Annotated in this window: 16 protein-coding genes; 5 read left to right on the top strand and 11 right to left on the bottom strand. The window is 41.6% G+C overall.

The features are described from left to right. Nucleotides 1-44 precede the first annotated feature (44 nt). Nucleotides 45-1,259: a methyl-accepting chemotaxis protein gene (locus tag JJQ94_RS07575; protein ID WP_099029078.1), complete on the top strand. Its 1,215-nt coding sequence runs from the start codon at nucleotides 45-47 to the stop codon at nucleotides 1,257-1,259. Here the strand turns inward: JJQ94_RS07575 and epmA are convergent. Beyond that, nucleotides 1,256-2,230, bottom strand: coding sequence for an elongation factor P--(R)-beta-lysine ligase (gene epmA / locus JJQ94_RS07570; RefSeq protein WP_099029005.1), 975 nt, complete (start codon nucleotides 2,228-2,230; stop codon nucleotides 1,256-1,258). The genes JJQ94_RS07575 and epmA overlap by 4 nt on opposite strands. Nucleotides 2,231-2,297: 67 nt before the next feature. Further along, entirely contained in the window at nucleotides 2,298-2,864 is a 567-nt protein-coding gene (efp, locus tag JJQ94_RS07565; protein WP_017217199.1) for an elongation factor P, read from the bottom strand. 42 nt (nucleotides 2,865-2,906) lie between these two features. Here efp and epmB point away from each other — a divergent pair, with 42 nt between their 5' ends. Beyond that, complete coding sequence (gene epmB, locus JJQ94_RS07560) at nucleotides 2,907-3,923, top strand: EF-P beta-lysylation protein EpmB (RefSeq protein ID WP_099029004.1); 1,017 nt, start codon at nucleotides 2,907-2,909, stop codon at nucleotides 3,921-3,923. 93 nt (nucleotides 3,924-4,016) lie between these two features. On the opposite strand, the gene JJQ94_RS07555 is transcribed toward epmB, so the two are convergent. Next, nucleotides 4,017-4,226 carry a hypothetical protein gene (locus JJQ94_RS07555; RefSeq protein ID WP_099029003.1) on the bottom strand — a complete coding sequence of 70 codons (210 nt, stop codon included), beginning with the start codon at nucleotides 4,224-4,226 and terminating at the stop codon, nucleotides 4,017-4,019. A gap of 185 nt (nucleotides 4,227-4,411) precedes the next feature. Between JJQ94_RS07555 and JJQ94_RS07550 the strand changes: the two genes are divergently transcribed. Next, on the top strand, nucleotides 4,412-4,705 hold the full coding sequence (locus tag JJQ94_RS07550) for a prephenate dehydrogenase (RefSeq protein ID WP_099029002.1): 294 nt from the start codon (nucleotides 4,412-4,414) through the stop codon (nucleotides 4,703-4,705). A 56-nt stretch (nucleotides 4,706-4,761) separates the two neighbouring features. After that, nucleotides 4,762-5,421, top strand: coding sequence for a phosphoglycolate phosphatase (gene gph / locus JJQ94_RS07545; protein WP_099029001.1), 660 nt, complete (start codon nucleotides 4,762-4,764; stop codon nucleotides 5,419-5,421). 56 nt (nucleotides 5,422-5,477) lie between these two features. On the opposite strand, the gene JJQ94_RS07540 is transcribed toward gph, so the two are convergent. From JJQ94_RS07540 to JJQ94_RS07505, 8 genes are all read right to left on the bottom strand, one after another. Beyond that, the gene (locus tag JJQ94_RS07540; RefSeq protein ID WP_099029000.1) at nucleotides 5,478-6,272 is read right to left on the bottom strand and encodes a TauD/TfdA family dioxygenase; all 795 of its coding nucleotides are present in this window, start codon (nucleotides 6,270-6,272) and stop codon (nucleotides 5,478-5,480) included. Further along, nucleotides 6,272-7,159, bottom strand: a complete 888-nt coding sequence (locus JJQ94_RS07535; RefSeq protein WP_099028999.1) for an isocyanide synthase family protein — start codon at nucleotides 7,157-7,159, stop codon at nucleotides 6,272-6,274. The genes JJQ94_RS07540 and JJQ94_RS07535 overlap by 1 nt, the downstream gene beginning before the upstream one ends. Nucleotides 7,160-7,370: 211 nt before the next feature. Further along, nucleotides 7,371-8,870 carry an NAD(P)/FAD-dependent oxidoreductase gene (locus tag JJQ94_RS07530; protein WP_099028998.1) on the bottom strand — a complete coding sequence of 500 codons (1,500 nt, stop codon included), beginning with the start codon at nucleotides 8,868-8,870 and terminating at the stop codon, nucleotides 7,371-7,373. Nucleotides 8,871-8,879: 9 nt separating this feature from the next. After that, nucleotides 8,880-10,058, bottom strand: a complete 1,179-nt coding sequence (locus JJQ94_RS07525) for a hypothetical protein (protein ID WP_099028997.1) — start codon at nucleotides 10,056-10,058, stop codon at nucleotides 8,880-8,882. A gap of 8 nt (nucleotides 10,059-10,066) precedes the next feature. Continuing rightward, nucleotides 10,067-10,858 (bottom strand): outer membrane lipoprotein-sorting protein, encoded by a 792-nt coding sequence (locus tag JJQ94_RS07520; RefSeq protein ID WP_099028996.1) that lies wholly within the window; start codon nucleotides 10,856-10,858, stop codon nucleotides 10,067-10,069. Beyond that, entirely contained in the window at nucleotides 10,839-13,205 is a 2,367-nt protein-coding gene (locus JJQ94_RS07515; protein WP_099028995.1) for an efflux RND transporter permease subunit, read from the bottom strand. The genes JJQ94_RS07520 and JJQ94_RS07515 overlap by 20 nt, the downstream gene beginning before the upstream one ends. 156 nt (nucleotides 13,206-13,361) lie before the next feature. Further along, complete coding sequence (locus JJQ94_RS07510; protein ID WP_165384115.1) at nucleotides 13,362-13,946, bottom strand: TetR/AcrR family transcriptional regulator; 585 nt, start codon at nucleotides 13,944-13,946, stop codon at nucleotides 13,362-13,364. Nucleotides 13,947-14,300: 354 nt separating this feature from the next. Next, the gene (locus JJQ94_RS07505) at nucleotides 14,301-14,810 is read right to left on the bottom strand and encodes a DUF3016 domain-containing protein (RefSeq protein ID WP_088531706.1); all 510 of its coding nucleotides are present in this window, start codon (nucleotides 14,808-14,810) and stop codon (nucleotides 14,301-14,303) included. A gap of 584 nt (nucleotides 14,811-15,394) precedes the next feature. Here JJQ94_RS07505 and JJQ94_RS07500 point away from each other — a divergent pair. Continuing rightward, nucleotides 15,395-16,330, top strand: coding sequence for a hypothetical protein (locus tag JJQ94_RS07500; RefSeq protein ID WP_099028993.1), 936 nt, complete (start codon nucleotides 15,395-15,397; stop codon nucleotides 16,328-16,330). Nucleotides 16,331-16,387: the final 57 nt, after the last annotated feature.

Raw genomic sequence — 16,387 nt, 5'->3', positions numbered from 1 at the left:
GACAAATAAAGTGGCACAATGATGAGCCCAATATGAGTTTATATATGCGCATTTATAATTTTTTAGAAGAGACGTTTTTCTTTACCCTAACTCGCAAAATTGTTGGCAATTTAGGTTTTTTACTTCTCTTTCAAGCAATTAGTTTATTTTGGCTGTATTCGGAGCTATCCCAATCTAGCGCGAATATGGGGCTATTTTGGCTGATCACTATTGTGATTATTGCTGCGTTTGCATTTACCGTCTTTTATATGCGCTTTTTAATCGTGCGACCTGTACAAGCGATGAAAGAGTCATTGGAGCGTGTTAATCGCCAAAACGGTAACTTAGATGCGAAACTGCCACAATTCACTTATGACGAATTTAGAGATTTAAGCGAGCAGTACAACACCTTTACCACCCACCTTAGTCTCTTATTGGAAAAAACATACGAAAGTGCCGCTGCGGCGACACAAAGCAACCGCGATATCACCAGCTCCATGCAAAGTACCGCAAAGTATGGACAGCAGCAGCTGAGCCAAGGTGACACGATTATTGCCGCTTCCGATCAGGTCAGCCACAGTTTACAAAGTATTGTGCATAATACCGATCAGGTTTATCAAGCCAACACTGAAAGCTTACACTTTGTTCGCGGCTCGTCACAGTCGTTAACTAAGCTTGTCGCTGAAGTAAAGCAAATCACCACGCTACTAGGTAACTTTTCATCGACGGTTTCAGGCCTGAAAGAAAATAGCGAGAACATTCGCAACATTCTAAAAATGGTTGAAGAGTTTTCCGACCAAACCAACTTGCTTGCGCTCAATGCGGCAATTGAAGCAGCTCGAGCAGGTGAAGCCGGGCGTGGCTTTGCAGTGGTTGCCGATGAAGTTCGTGCGCTGTCGGTCAAGGTCAATGCTGCCACCCGCCAGATCAGCGATTTTATCAATCAAATGAACGTGCTAGTAGGTGAAACCAATCAAGAATCAGAACAATTGATTTCTCACTCAAGCTCAGCAGAGAAAGCCATTAGTGACACCTCTCAAGGCTTTATTTCGATGAGTGATGACTTTGAACGCAATCAAGCGCAATTAGAAGAAATCGTTAGTGCGGTACACCAACTTGAAGAAACACAAAAACATACCCACCAAGCAGTGCAACAAATTGTCGAACTGGGCCAGCAATCTAAATCACAAATTGATGGCGCGTTAGCTGAATGCCAAAGTGCCCAAAAGCTCACAGAAACTACTCAAAAAGAACTTACTCGCTTTGTTTCGCGGCGTTAAGCCCGCGAAACATCAAATGTGAGCACTTCGCTGATACTAGCTTTGTTTAGCGCCAGCATGACTAGCCTATCTATTCCAAGTGCAACGCCAGCACAATCGGGGATCCCCGCGTCAAGTGCAGCCAATAACCGCTCATCAGCCGGCACTGGATGCAATCCCATCTCAGCTCTGAGTTGGTTGTCTTGCTCAAAACGCGCTCTTTGCTCTACCGCATCCGTCAATTCGTTAAATCCGTTGGCCAGCTCCATATTGCGATAATAGAGCTCAAAACGCCCTGCAACGCGATTGTCTTTCGGGTTAAGTTTTGCCAGCGCCGCTTGCGATGCCGGAAAGTGATAAACAAAACAAGGTTGCTGCTGACCAATTTTAGGCTCAATTTCCATGCAAAATAGCAATTGCAGTAAAGTATCTGGATTATTCTCGATAGCTGCAATATCACCATAACCGTATTTATTGGCGTGCGCTTTCAATTCCGTCAGCGACACGCTTAAAGGGTCAAATCCAAGATGTGTCTCAAAGGCTTGCTGGTAGGTCATCGAGTCACTAGCTGGACAGTCCAATAACATCTGCATCAGCTCATCGATTTCCGCCATTAAGTCAAATTCGTCAAAGCCCGGACGATACCACTCTAACATCGTAAATTCTGGATTGTGATGACGCCCTGACTCTTCGTTACGAAAAGCCTTACATAATTGAAAAATCGCACCACTGCCCGCGGCAAGTAGTCTTTTCATCGCATACTCAGGTGACGTTTGTAAAAATAACGGCAAGCCTTGGCTGTGATTTGGGCCAACAAATCGAGTATGGAAAGTATCTAAGTGAGGATCGGTCACTGAGGCTTGAGAAAGGCTCGGCGTGTCGACTTCCATCACATCACGAGCAGCAAAAAAGTGCCGTATCTTCGCTAAAATCGCAGCCCTTTGCCTAAGCGTCTCTATCGTTGCACTTGGCTGCCAATTGTTCACCGTCATTGTTTACTCCAAAAAAATCCCAGCAACATGCTGGGATTTATAAAACATCGTAAATTGCTTTACGCTATTATTTTACGCGGCTTACGTATTCGCCACTACGCGTATCAACTTTGATCACTTCACCAATTTGAACGAACAAAGGCACACGAACAACAGCACCTGTGCTTAGGGTTGCAGGCTTACCACCAGTACCCGCAGTGTCGCCTTTCAGGCCTGGATCTGTTTCAGTGATCTCAAGCTCAACAAAGTTAGGTGGTGTTACTGCGATTGGGTTACCATTCCACAGTGTGATAGTACAAACGTCATTTTCAACCAACCATTTTACGCTATCGCCAAGTGCTTTTTCATCAGCTGCGATCTGCTCAAATGTTTCGTTGTTCATGAAATGCCAGAACTCACCATCAGTGTATAAATACGCTAGATCAGTATCCATTACGTCTGCGCCTTCCACTGAGTCGCCAGACTTAAATGTTTTCTCTAGTACTTTACCTGAGATAAGCTTACGGATTTTAACGCGGTTAAACGCTTGTCCTTTACCAGGCTTGACCATTTCATTTTCTAAGATAGAACAAGGCTCGCCGTCCATCATAATTTTTAGGCCGCCCTTGAACTCGTTGGTGCTATAATTCGCCATCGTATCCTCTAATCTACGTATATTCGAGTAATTAACCTGCTAATGATACAAATAAATGAAGTAAATTTGCAGACTAACTGGCAAAAAGAATTAGCAAATGTTGTCACTGACCCACAAGAGCTACTCAACATCTTGGGGTTGCATGACCAATTTGATGCACGAGACTTTGCAGCTAAGCGCTTGTTTCCTATGCGAGTACCTCGCCCATTTATCGCTAAAATGCGCCACGGGGACCGTCATGATCCCTTGCTATTACAAGTGTTACCTGTACATCAGGAATATTTAACTGAAGCGGGATTTAGTAAAGATCCACTCGAAGAACAAGACGCGCCTGTACCTGGTTTGTTACATAAGTACCGTTCTAGGGTATTGCTCATGCTCAAAACCGGTTGTGCGGTCAACTGCCGCTACTGTTTTCGACGCCACTTCCCCTATCAGGATAATCAGGTCAACAAACGCACCTTAGAGCCAGTATTTGATTATTTGCGCGCCCATCATGAAATCAATGAAGTGATCTTAAGTGGCGGTGATCCGCTGATGGCCAGAGATGACATGATAGCTTGGGTGTTAGAACAATTAGAGGCTATACCACAAATCAAGCGTTTGCGTATTCACAGTCGCTTACCGGTAGTGATCCCAGCGAGAATAACCGAGGATTTGTGCCAACGTTTAGCTAAGAGTCATTTAAAGGTGATTTTGGTAAATCACATTAATCATGCAAATGAAATCGATGATACTTTTAAAGCGGCAATGCAAAAGCTTAAACAAGCCAATGTGACCTTGTTGAACCAAGCTGTGCTACTTAAAGGAATTAATACCGATGTTGCAACCCAAGCCCAATTGAGTGAAGCCCTATTCGATGCAGATATACTGCCTTATTATTTGCATTTACTTGATAAGGTAGAAGGCGCTAGTCATTTTGATGTAGAAGAACGTGAAGCCAAGGCAATAATGGCTGAGCTTTTGGAAGTGCTGCCGGGATTTTTGGTGCCTAAATTAGTGCGAGAAATAGGTGGTCAGCCAAGTAAAACGCCGATTGACTTAAATTTACTCCCTTAAAAGCGCAAAAAATCGGTGCCAATGACCCTAGCACCGATTGCTTTGCACATATCTATCGGACATGCCGAAGACAACGTGCCATCAGACATAAGCTTACGCGTATGTATTGATGTTGTTGCCTAGCGTTGCTGTCACTGATTTAGCTGGCGTTTGTGCTGTTGCACTGCTGCCCGCAGATTCAATTAAAGCAAGCGCGGCTTGTCCATCTGCTTTCTGTTGCTTTTTTGCCAAAACGGCGCTGTATACTTCACCGCTTTGACCAGCTCCAGACATAGCAGGTAGGTTACTTCCGGAAATATTCATAAGTGGTTACCTGACTTTTTGATGGATCAAATTGGTTATCGGCGTATAAATTTAAACCTTTAGGATAAATTTCGAGATAAACTACCAGTCCCTTTGTACTACCTATAAAAGGGTAGATTTACACCTGACATTTGTAAATGAAACCCTTAAAATAAGCTCTTTTAGTAGGGCGATTAGGACTGACCATGCAAGCCGTTATCGAAAAACTCAATGAAAATCTCAAGCTCATATACCGCCAAGCACTAGATGCGGATAAAAAACTCGATGAATTGCAGCAGCAAGGTCACGGTAAGTTTAAAGCACTATTTACAGAAGAAGCGGGGTTTACGTTTGAAGCAAAGCGCTTTAAGCCTTATGTTTTGGATGTTGCAGCCGACGTTGAAGGCCTATCGACAACTGAAAAAATTGACGAGCAAAAACTTGCACTTGTTGTGAAAAAGCTACAGAGCCTATTACAACTACTCGCTACTTTTAAATAATTTATCAATTCTGGTTCTGTTGTTTGGGGCCTCTATAATGTACAAGGAATGAAATCATGTTTACATACCCGACTTGGGTTGGCTTTGATTTAGACGGTACTTTAGTAAGTACCGCTGAAGATATCGCCTACGCTTTAAACACAACATTAAACCATTACTATTTGCCGGATATTGAACTTGCCCTTGTTAAAACTTGGATTGGCAATGGTACAACTAAGCTGACTGAACGTGCGTTAGACTTCCATAACAATACCAATATTGACAGAGCCGAAGCGACTCGTTTACTTGAAACCATTTACGATGACTGTGTCACACGCTCATCCAGTTTATTCTCTAATGCAAAAACTACACTGCAAAGTTTACGTCAGCAAAAAATTAAACTCGCTTTAGTCACCAACAAGAACACTTCACATACCTATAAATTATTAGAGCACTTAGAAATTAAAACGATGTTTGACACAATTGTGTGTGCTGACACTTTGAAGAAGAAAAAGCCAGATCCACTGCCTTTATACACTTCTGTAAACATTATGAATTGCAAAGTACAAGATGGGTTTTATGTTGGTGACTCCATCAACGATGTTGCAGCCGCACGAAATGCAGGTTGTAAAGTCGTTACCGTTGACTATGGCTATAATCATGGCAATCCAATTTCACGAAGTGAGCCTGACGCTATTATCAGTGATTTATCGGAAGTATTAGCACTATTCAATTAATAATCTTAGATAAAAAAGCTCACATCCATGTGAGCTATGAGAAAGTAAATACATTACTATAGAATATGAACCCGTTTTAGATGACGATTTAAGCCGCTTCCTTCAAAGCGACTGCGTCCATGTAATAAAGCTAGATTATCCACAAACACAAACTCGCCTTTCCTCCAACTATGTTTATAAAAGTAGTTCGACGAGTAAAGTAACGAATTCATTTCTTTTAAAAAGACGTCACTTTGATAAGTATCAAAACCTATCACCTGTGCCTCAACTGGATTCACTGCCATATTATCTTTATTGAAAGGTTCAATATAACGCATGCGAAGCTTGCCTGTCTTAGGGTGACGGCTTATTAAAGGAACTTCAATCACCCCTCCATAGTGGGCTTTCTTTTCCGTTTCATAACGGATCCGAATTTGCTTCCATTGCTCAATGGTATCGTTCGGTAGACTTTCTAGTAACCGTGTTGTATTCAAAAATGTAGTCTCTCCACCACCGGAGCTGGAACTACTCTGCAAGCATTGAAAGAAGTTAAACCTTGGCTCTTCTGAGGCGAATGCTCCGTCCCAGTGCAGCTCTACCTTACCCTCACTGAAAATATGATTTTGCGGTTGCTCTTGTATTTTTAAATCAAGTACATAACCGAAGTCCCACTGTAAAAGCGGACCGATCTCTTTAGCTACTAACTCCATATCAGTATCATTGAGGGGCTCAAATCCTTTGAGCACAACCAGTCCTTGAGAAAATATTTCATCGATCAATGAAGCGATATTAAGACGCTCAACTCTTTGACAAGCCATAGGAGTTGCATCAATGACAACTCCAACGCTATCCAAGGCTTTAATTGTATCCATCACTCCGCTCCTCGATGAATGCGCTCAAAATGGCTTGCACGCCCTTCGTTGAACACCAATACACAACCTAACTTCTCAGCTTGTTCACGTGGCATGAGTTGATAACTTGTATTATCTTTCACTAATACTGAATGCCATGGCGTTGTCCAGACATCAGTTTGTGAAACTAAAGAAATACCAATTTTTTCAGACACCAAGTATTGAGGGTGAATTGATAGACGTAACGCTTCAGGTAAGTGATCTTTCAACAATCGACTCCATGCATTACTCCTTTGGATCACTCGGTAGGCAGCTGTTTTAGCAACTTTTTGCAACGCTGTGCGGCTATAATCCGAAAACTTGTCAATGCCAGAGAAATCTTCCAACATAAAGCGTGTTATGCCTTTATACATCGTGGACGCTTCTTTTTCATTTTTCACGCGTTGACGTAAGTCTGACAAGCTCTCTCCGTAGCGGATCATCAGCTCTTCACGAAGTACAGTAAAGTCATCAACTTTGTCAAATATATCTTCTAAATTAAAGAATTCAAAATAGTTAGGGTAATGACGAGCCGCGTATTGGCGTAGTGTATTTACGTACTGACTGACATGTGAATCCGTGACATGAATGATATCGGCAAAAACACGACCATCAGAACAAATTATTACTTTTGCACCTGGTTCATAAATAGATTCAATCTGTTTACAGAGATTGACTAAGCGTTCAAATGCATAAAACTCCCCTTTATCAGGCAAGAAACCCAGTGTTTTCGTTCTATTTGGTGACTTTGCAGGGAAAGCTGGCAATACCATATTAATAGATTCGTTATTTGCGATGAATTGCTCGACCCTCTCCACATGCCCCGCGATCTGCTCAGTGAATGGTGCGTTATCTTCTATAGGTAACAAACGGCGTTGCTCAAAACATCTTCTGCTAACGACTGTATTTGACAATCCTGAATGCGGTGTTTAATAGCTAAATTTTCCATTTTCTTTGCCTAATTATTATATGTGAAAAAGCTGCATAGCATGGGTAAGTGATAATTTATCTTCGATAGCGACTTGAACTACCATCGGCATTTTTTCTTCGTCAAAGTCGACCTTTTGAATTTCACATAAGCTACGTAAAAACCCCCTGATAGGTGACTTCCAAAAGTGCATGATCTAACTCTGCAATCGCCGCATCATCTAACATTACACCTCTTGTGTGTGCGTGTTTTATACGTTGTCGCGTGAGTTCAATATCGAAAAAGTGTCCACGATTGTAGCGGTATTCATACCCTTTGATTAATTGAATAAACTCATCTTTTAATACGTGAATTCGTGCAATCGCAGCATTTTCTATCATCGCGATGGCTTTTTGATTGACTTCGTCTTGACTCATTCCATGCAGGCTTGGGCAATAACCATAACGACGAGACATAGAGGACGGTAAAATAAAACCAAACCAATGCATTAGTAATGCTTCAAAATGCGTTTTATGTACTTCATAACTACCATGGTAGTTACCTGTAATGTGCAACATAAAACTCTCATACCAAGAAAGAAGATACGCATTGAATGCCTTTGTTTTACCGGCAAACATTTCTGCATCTTCGGCGATATCCGCCTCAATAAGTTCGCCAATCATGCGGTTAGCATCGGTTAGGTAAGCAGAACCTGGTGATAACAAGGGATCTAAAAAGGCTGATGACATTCCAGTTAAGAACCAGCGTTCTGTAGAAAAGGATTGCTTTGCCTTTCTAGATAGTCGTTTCATTGACGTGTAATCTAATAATTCAGCGTGCTGTCCTAGAATTTCATTGAGTGCTTGATGAGAGCGTAAAAACTGCTCAAACTCTTCAGCTGAACGAATATTTAAATTCACTTCATTATTTTTAGCAGTAATCCCAATGCTGAAGGTGTCTTGATTCAATGGAATTAACCAAATCCAATATCCTTTGTACATAAAGTGATTGGTAGCCAGTGCTCTACTCGTAAAGTTCGAGCGAGCACGCCACTCATCACTTCCAAGATGATCAATCAGCTCAATATGCTTAAACCTTCCCCAGTATGAACTCACAGGATGGCGATCATTTTGTGATTCAATTAATCCAAGCTGTTTACCCAACGGTGAATTAAAGCCCGATGCATCAACTAAATAACGACAAGTATAAGAGCTACCACTGGTAACTACAGTGTGTCCTCGCTGAGCATCGAGACTAATTTCATTAACTGTAGTGCCCATTACAACATCGACACCTAGTTCACGATTAAACTGCACCATATCGTTATCAAACTTTTCGCGGTCAATTTGATGCGCAGGGATGCCATGATACCAACTACGCCCAAGCTCACTCAGTTCTTCCACACTTAAATCGCGGTTATCACTATCAAAGTAAAAACGCAGTCCATGTTTGTATAGGTGGTTTGTTTCAAGGTAAAAACCAAGCTTTAAATCGTTTGCCATGTAGTCCCAAAAAGACTCCAGTGTCGACTCTCCAACCCAACTATTAAACGCCTGCTTTCTTTCTATAACCGTAATTTTCATATCTGGGTGAGCCAATTTTAGTTGTCTTGCCAAGCAAGCCCCCGCCATTGAACCACCAATAATCAATACATCTGCGTATTGGCTTACCATAATTTCTCCTTAAAGGTAGTAAGTCAGCCTAAGTTCTATAAAATCATCATCTTTAAACCCGTAGGTCGCATCACGCTGGGTTTGCTCTAAAAACAAGTTTGCTTCAAGCGCTAGACTCAAGTGACTGGAGAGCCTAGTCGAAAATTCGGTTTTAATGGTGTGAGCCCCAGTATCGTTATCGATTAAGATCCCAGTAATCATGCTCGTATCATCAACATCATTCCACACGAGTCGCATGCCAATAAATGTCGCATCTTGATAGAGACGATTTAGATTCACCTGTTCTTCGGTATCTCTATGTAACTCCATGAGTAAACTGAGATCTTTGTTGGAATTGGCGATACCGTAAAAGTAGTATTCGGCACCGACTACATAAGCCCAGCTTTTCCCTCCCATTTGGTGTTGGCGATGTACCGCTTCAACCTTCCCAAGCAGGTACTCAGACGTCCACTGTAAGTCCAATGCTGTTTGTTGAAGGCGTCGATAAATGGCATCGAACTTTTGATTATCATTAGGCCGTATAACGGGCTCCCTGTCGATGCCGTCGAAGTAGTAGGCTCCAACATCCCAATCACCTAGCACACCGCGATAACCTAATAAGTAGCTACCTCTATAATTAGCATCTCGGCCTACAAATTGCTCATCGGTTACAGCCAGTGGCAACGACAAGCGGTCATCAGGAAGGCCGAAATCACGCTCACGAAAATAAGGTAAAGACATGGCAAACCAGTGACCATTATCAGTAAAATGCTGATAATGAAGTAGTAACTCTCCAAGCTTAGACTCGTTATCTAAATTTCGTGTCGGCTGCTTTTGATTGACGATATCAACCAAATGACGAGACTCTGCAACTCCCCAAAAAACAGTATTTACACCAACATTCAACTGTCCTTGTGAGAAAGAGCGAGTGATATATGCTTCTTGAATGTCGAATGTCCTTACCCCCTCATTTTTCGATGCACTCAATACAGGTTTAAACCCTCCGCTTAAGCCTGTTTTCGGGTTTTCAAAATCCAACTCCCACATCAATTTAGCATCGAATTCTCGGTCAAGTTGTGAGGCTCTCATTGGAGAGCCATTATACTGCCGAGTGCTAAGGTCAATGCTGGTGCTACTTTGCCATTCCATCTCTGCTTTCGCATAAGGAATGCAAGATAGCACAACAGCAAGCATCGCCTTGAGTCGCATACCCCCCCCTATTTCAACGACGACTTAATAAAGTCGCGAGCACTCAAGGCAATATCAAATTGGTAGTCTGAAAACTCTAATATCGTCTTTTTGCCCGACTGATGATTTTCCATTGTCATGGTAAGCGGGCGCCAGTACGCCTGTTGATATAACTTGTAGTTATCTAGGCTCAATGTTTTTAAATGACTGCCTTTTCTATCGTAGAAGTCTATTTTTCTAACTTGATAATCCTTGGTATCTATTAATGCACGTTGTTTGGTATATCCCGAGTTTTCATATTTTGGAAACCGATCTATCACCGCACATGTCAGCTCGCCACACGCCTCTTCCGATACATATTCATAGCTATACTTATTGAGTTCTTGAGCTGTAAAATCTTCAAACGCAAACTCGCTGCCAACAAATGGTCCCGATTTGTTTGCAGAAGAGATCCGTTTAACACGCTTAAGCGCTGGGAGATATAACCACTGATCATCAGCATCTATAATTTGCGCATGTGAAAGCAGCTTGGTTTCTTTTACATCTGCAGGAGAGTTAAAAATAATAAGGCTTTTGTCACCTTTATCTTCGTCTGCCACTTCCATGGTTTTCATGGTCAATAAACGTTCGGTTTCTTGGCCTTTCTTGTCTATCAAACGCATTTTTAAATCAACCGCACTGACTTCAAAACCTCGATCTGAACGATCTGCTTTAGCTGCAATGTTGTAGCCTAGATTGTTTTGCGTTGCGTTGCTGGCAAAAGGTATAACCAGCAATCCGATTGCTAAATGCGATAAAAACTTAGACGTTGTAGATTTCATTTTTCGTTCCTTCTTGAATAGACGCTTTGCTCGCTTGCTTTGATCTTTTAGCCAGTAACATAAGCAGCGCGGGTAAGAATAAAAAGTCCACGATGAGTGCCATGACAATGGCAAGTGCAGTTAGCAGCCCCATCTGCGCATTGATCATAAAGGTTGAATAGGCCAACACTGCGAAGCCGCCAGCCAGAATAAATGTGGTCAGTAAAATAGCTTCACCGACGGTTTCAAAGGCATACTTCACCGCACCTGCTGGGTCCAATCCCTGCTCTCGCCTCGCCCGTAAATACTTGGATAGGAAATGCACGGTATTATCAACAATGATCCCTAAAGAAGTTGAAGTTACCGTAGCCGCCGCCACACCAACTTGACCGACCAATATAGCCCAAATACCAAAAGTGAATAGCATCGGAATTGTGTTGGGTAGAATACTTGCGATCCCATATTTAATACTTCTCAGCGTCACCACCATAATCAAGGTGATCACGATAACGGCAATTAAATTACCGCTGAGCATGCTTTCTGCGTTACGCTGGAAAATATGTGAGAACATTACGGTCGCACCGGTTGCTTTAGCATGCATAGCATCTGGTGTATGGTCGACTAACCAAGCCTCAGTACGAGCGATAAAAGATTGGATCTGGCCAGTTGAGAGGTTATCTAGAGTCAAGCTTACTCGAGTTGCCGATTTATCCATACTGATCCTGTCCGTCAGGTCTAACCCAAATGGCAAGGACATTTCATAAAGTAGGAGATACTGCGCTGCTAACTCTCTATCAGCAGGTAAACGATACATACTGGCGTCATCTTGATGCATATTTTTGTTGAGACGCTTAACAATATCCGTGTAACTATAGACATGAACCACCTCTGGTTGCATTCTCAGCCACTGTGTAAATTGATTCAGATTGGTAAGATATTCAGGTTCACTGATCCCACCTACTTTGCCACTTTCAACATCAAACTCAACCACATAAATACCAGTAAGGTTTTCCATGGTAAAATCAGTATCACGGCGAAACTCCACTCGATGATCAAAGTACTTCACAAACTCATCATTGAGATCAATATTAGGGACCACGTAGGCACTAGCCGCAATCGCAACAACAGTAAATAGCAAAATAGCTCGATATTTCTGCGCGACAACACCACCAAAACGACCTAAGTAATGAGATAACATGCTTGTACGAGTTGCATAGCTCTTTTTGTCTGGCAAAATGGCGATGAGGCTGGGTAGTAAAATTAGAGATAATACCCAAGCAGCAGCAATACCAAATGCTGTAATGTTGCCCAAATCGGCAAATGGAGGGGCATCCGACATGTTAAGAGTTAAAAAGCCTACAATTGTAGTCAAGCTAGTTATAGATACGGGAACGAAGTTAATTCGTAAACTTTCCACTATCGCGTGATTTTTTTCGTGTCCTGCTTTTCTTGCTGCATAGTAAGACAACAAAACGTGTATGCTGTCAGCTATCGCTAGCGTTAGAATAATAGTTGGTGCGGTTATCGAAATAGGAGTTAATTGAATACCAGCGTAGCCACTGATCCCCATAGCAACAACACTTGAGAAAATCACCACAGATACAGCTGCAATAGTTCCTGGAAAACTGCGTAATCCACAGTACATTACAATGATCAAAACCAAATACATGATAGGCGTAAGGGTTTCGGCATCTTGCTGCCCTGACTCACTAAACGCATTGTTTAGCATCGAAATTCCAGAAAGCGCAAACACTAAATCAGGATTCTCTTGCTGTGCTTTTGCAACTATTTCGCGAACATGCTTTACCGCTGTCGGTACTTCAGTCAGTGATTCACCTGGGTACTGAACGGTAATATTGATACCTGTCGTCTTACCGTTATTTGCGATCAAGCGCTGTTTTAATAAGGGTTCTTGTTGTGCAATTTCCGCTTTTTGTAAAATGTCTTCTTCACTTAATGACTGGATGTTTTTCATCAAGTCCGCAACTATCAGCTCATCTCCCTCCGCGTAACTATGCTGAAAGTTAGTCACAGAGTCGACTCGACTAGCATAGGGTGTTTGCCACGCAACCTCTGTCAGCTGCTCAACCACCATTGCGTGTTGTTTGGATAAACCGTTACCCTCTTTTTGATGCACAACAATAAGAATATTATCGTTCTTGGTGTACTTGTCCTGAAAAGCTTCAAAAGCCAGTAGTTCGGGGTTTGAAGCACTAAAAAATGCCCGATAATCATTAGAAAATGTTAAGCCTTTTGCCCCAATACCAATTGCAATACAAGACATGATACTGAAGAGTAAACACAAGTATTTATATCTAGTGACAAACTCACCGAGTCGCTTAGCAACTCCTTCTAGCGATGATCCCATTGTCTCTCCTTAAATAACAGAACAACCATTCTGATATAAAATAAAAAAATAGCTAAAAGCTTTTCTTCACGATCACTTCTAGCAATTAAGCAAACGCTTTGGGTAATCTTTACTGATCACTCAATTCAAATCTTTATCACGACGTATTATCTTTCGTTACTTCTGCGCCATCATGTCAAAAATCGTAGTTAAGTAATGTCTCAGAGTTTCACGATGGAAATCTCCTTTTGCCATCACGGCTACACCTTGAAGCACACCAAGTAAACAAAAGCTCAAACTGTTTGCATCAATCTCTTTGCGAATCTCACCTTGCGCTTGCGCTTTTTCAATGAAATCTCGAAACTGCGCACTCAACGCACTGTAGACCTGTTGCACCGCTGAATTCATATCAGGGTCGGACTCACCCACTTCTGTGGCCGTATTACAAATCAAGCAGCCATTAGCACCATGCGCTGCAATGTTTTGACTATACAAGTTAAAAAATGCAGTTAAGTCTGCCAAGCTGCCATCGCTTGCACTTAAACGCTTAAGCCCAGGTCCAATTTTACGCAGAGAATACTCCTGCAAACAGCGTTGAAACAATTCCTTTTTATTACCAAATTCTTGGTAAAACCCGTACCGACTAACACCAGTACAAGTGACTAACTGTTCCATGGAAGTATTCCTATACCCTTGCTTCCAAAACAGGATTGTCGCTTGTTCCAATGCTTTATCGACATTAAACTCTCGCGTTCTTCCCATAGGCTCCTCAAAAAACAGAATATACATTCTGAAATAAAAAAGTCAACAAAATCACAACAAAATAATAAAACCGTAACAATTGGATTGTTATGACTTTAGTTCAGCTTAGGTGCTTATAAAAGCATCCAACCTAAGTACGAAATAAGTAGTGAGTTACGATTAGAACTTTTCACAACTCCAAAGAACAGTAACATGTATTTGAGGTAGGCAAAATATTTTGAGGTATAAAACTAAAAATTCCCACAATAGAGTACAAGTAGTAGCACTCATCTAACTTACTAATATTCAGCTAAAAGAAGATGAGAATGCCCAATCTCGGCGCTCTCATCAAGGTCACCATAACTGTTGATCAACTCAACTAGCTTTCTTCATCAAGTCATCTTCAAACCAGTCAGTTAAAAGACGCTTTTCATAATAAAAAGATTCGTCCATGCCTCTTTTTATTCTATCCATGAACGACATATCTTTTAACGTCACGCCATTTTCCTCTGCGATGGTTTTACCAGACTTATCTGTTAACTTGTAGCTAATTTCAAAACGGGGGAAATGGATTGGTTTAATCACCCGAATATCAGTGGTACCGTAATGAACATCACCAGCAAGGTCTATCTCATCAAAGGTAATTGCGAGCTTGTAGCCCTCGGGTAATTTAGTCGCTAATTCTTCTAGGTGTTTCTGCAGTTGCTTTTCAACCCGTTTATGAAATGAACCTCGCGTTTCATTACCTGGTTTAACATCGCGATACTCTTTAAAGTCCTTCCAAGTCACAGCGACCTCACCTGCATTGACAAACAAGGGAGTCATAAATAAAGCAAGTATTGCAATTTGTGTTTTCATCTTTGGATCTCCTTCAAACTCTACCATCACCTTACTCCTTCATTGTGCGAAGTAAAGCAAGATCACACCCTTTTACGCAGTGTGACATTTGACTACATTTACATAACCAACCTAAAGCTGTACACAGAAGTTAGTTAGCTAACTGAATGAAAAACTAAGTTCACTAATACTATTTCACCCTAGATAAGTGCTTTCTCAAAAGCAATGTAGGTTTTCGGGGCTATTAAAAACAAAGTTAAAGCACTCTTAAGGAATCACAATTGCCAGCGCGCAAGTTGCTACTCTTTGCTACTCTGACAGCGTTCAAGTCAGCTTATAGTTAGTAAGACCGAGGTTAAGGTAAATCGTTCTCAAACGGATGTAATCAAAGCAGTATCTTTACGACTATAAGCAATCGAGTAGTTTCAACTTAACCGTAATAGCTTAAGGCTATTGGCGGCTGAGCGGATCGGTTTAAACCGTTTTTCAACGAGTCACCTTCATCTCTACGCTCTTTTATCCCCCATCAAACCACTGCTATTTATTCTGCATGATAAATCCGCCCACCATTGACATTCACAAAAAAACAATCAAAATACACTTTTTAGAAACACAAAAGGACATTGTTTCAAATGAAATATTTCTTATATCTTAGTGTGTTAATCATGAGTCTGTGCAGCACTTATGTACATGCTGAAAGAACAATACTATGTAATGCTTGTAGTCCTGAGCGCTCGCAAAAACTAGTAGAAGAAGTCACTCGCTATGAAGGCGAGCGGGTATATGTTGTAGATCTCGTTCACTCATCACCTAAAATAACACTTTATAAATCTGTTTTAGACCTAAGTACTGATGAAGTAACTGCACCTGATAAGTACCACGCATTTAGTATTGAATATCACGGGCCAGAATCGGTTATGTCACAGCAACTCAAAGAAAAACTAATCGAAGTTCAAAAGACTGTAGAGGTGCTCCGTAAACGAACAGCTGAGATCACGTTACTCGTCGACGAGGAATTTGAAAGTGCATTTCAAATTGCCTTACCCGAGCACAACTTCATAAGTAAAATTGCCACTCGGATTAAAACAGACAAAAAGGTTAAAAATCAATTCACTCTCATTCATACACAACTAAAACAGCTAAAAGCTGATCTGGGTCTAGATATTGGGTTAACATCACTAGGCTTAAACCTGAAACCTGTGTTGGTAATAAATTTTAAAGATGGCACCAATGCTTGGGTGAAGTTGGATTTGCTCACAACTAATGGAGCAGGTGTAGCCGTAGAGGGAAGTCTCATGAAAGCACTCGATAAGCAAGGCCAGATTATTCCTATTGGTGATGGCGTCTTAGGGGTTAGACTTTGGGCCAAAGACAGAGCATTAAATGAGGAAACCGCTGGTAACATGAAGTGGCTCACCGAATGGCTAAGCAGGATGGAAGATCGGGGCGTGCCCATATACAACCCAGGTTCTGGTGGTGGAGGTGGTACCACAAAAATTAAAGACTGTCGTATTGTTATAACAAAAAATAACAAAGGCCAAGAGCAGGCATCGCTAGTTTGTAACTAACCTGAGGTCTGGATAAGGAATGAGCTAACTAGCCTCAGATCTGCATAAGAATCAAAG

The sequence above is a fragment of the Pseudoalteromonas sp. GCY genome, assembly GCF_016695175.1.
Lineage (GTDB): Bacteria > Pseudomonadota > Gammaproteobacteria > Enterobacterales > Alteromonadaceae > Pseudoalteromonas.
This window is presented reverse-complemented; position numbering and strand designations above follow the sequence as displayed.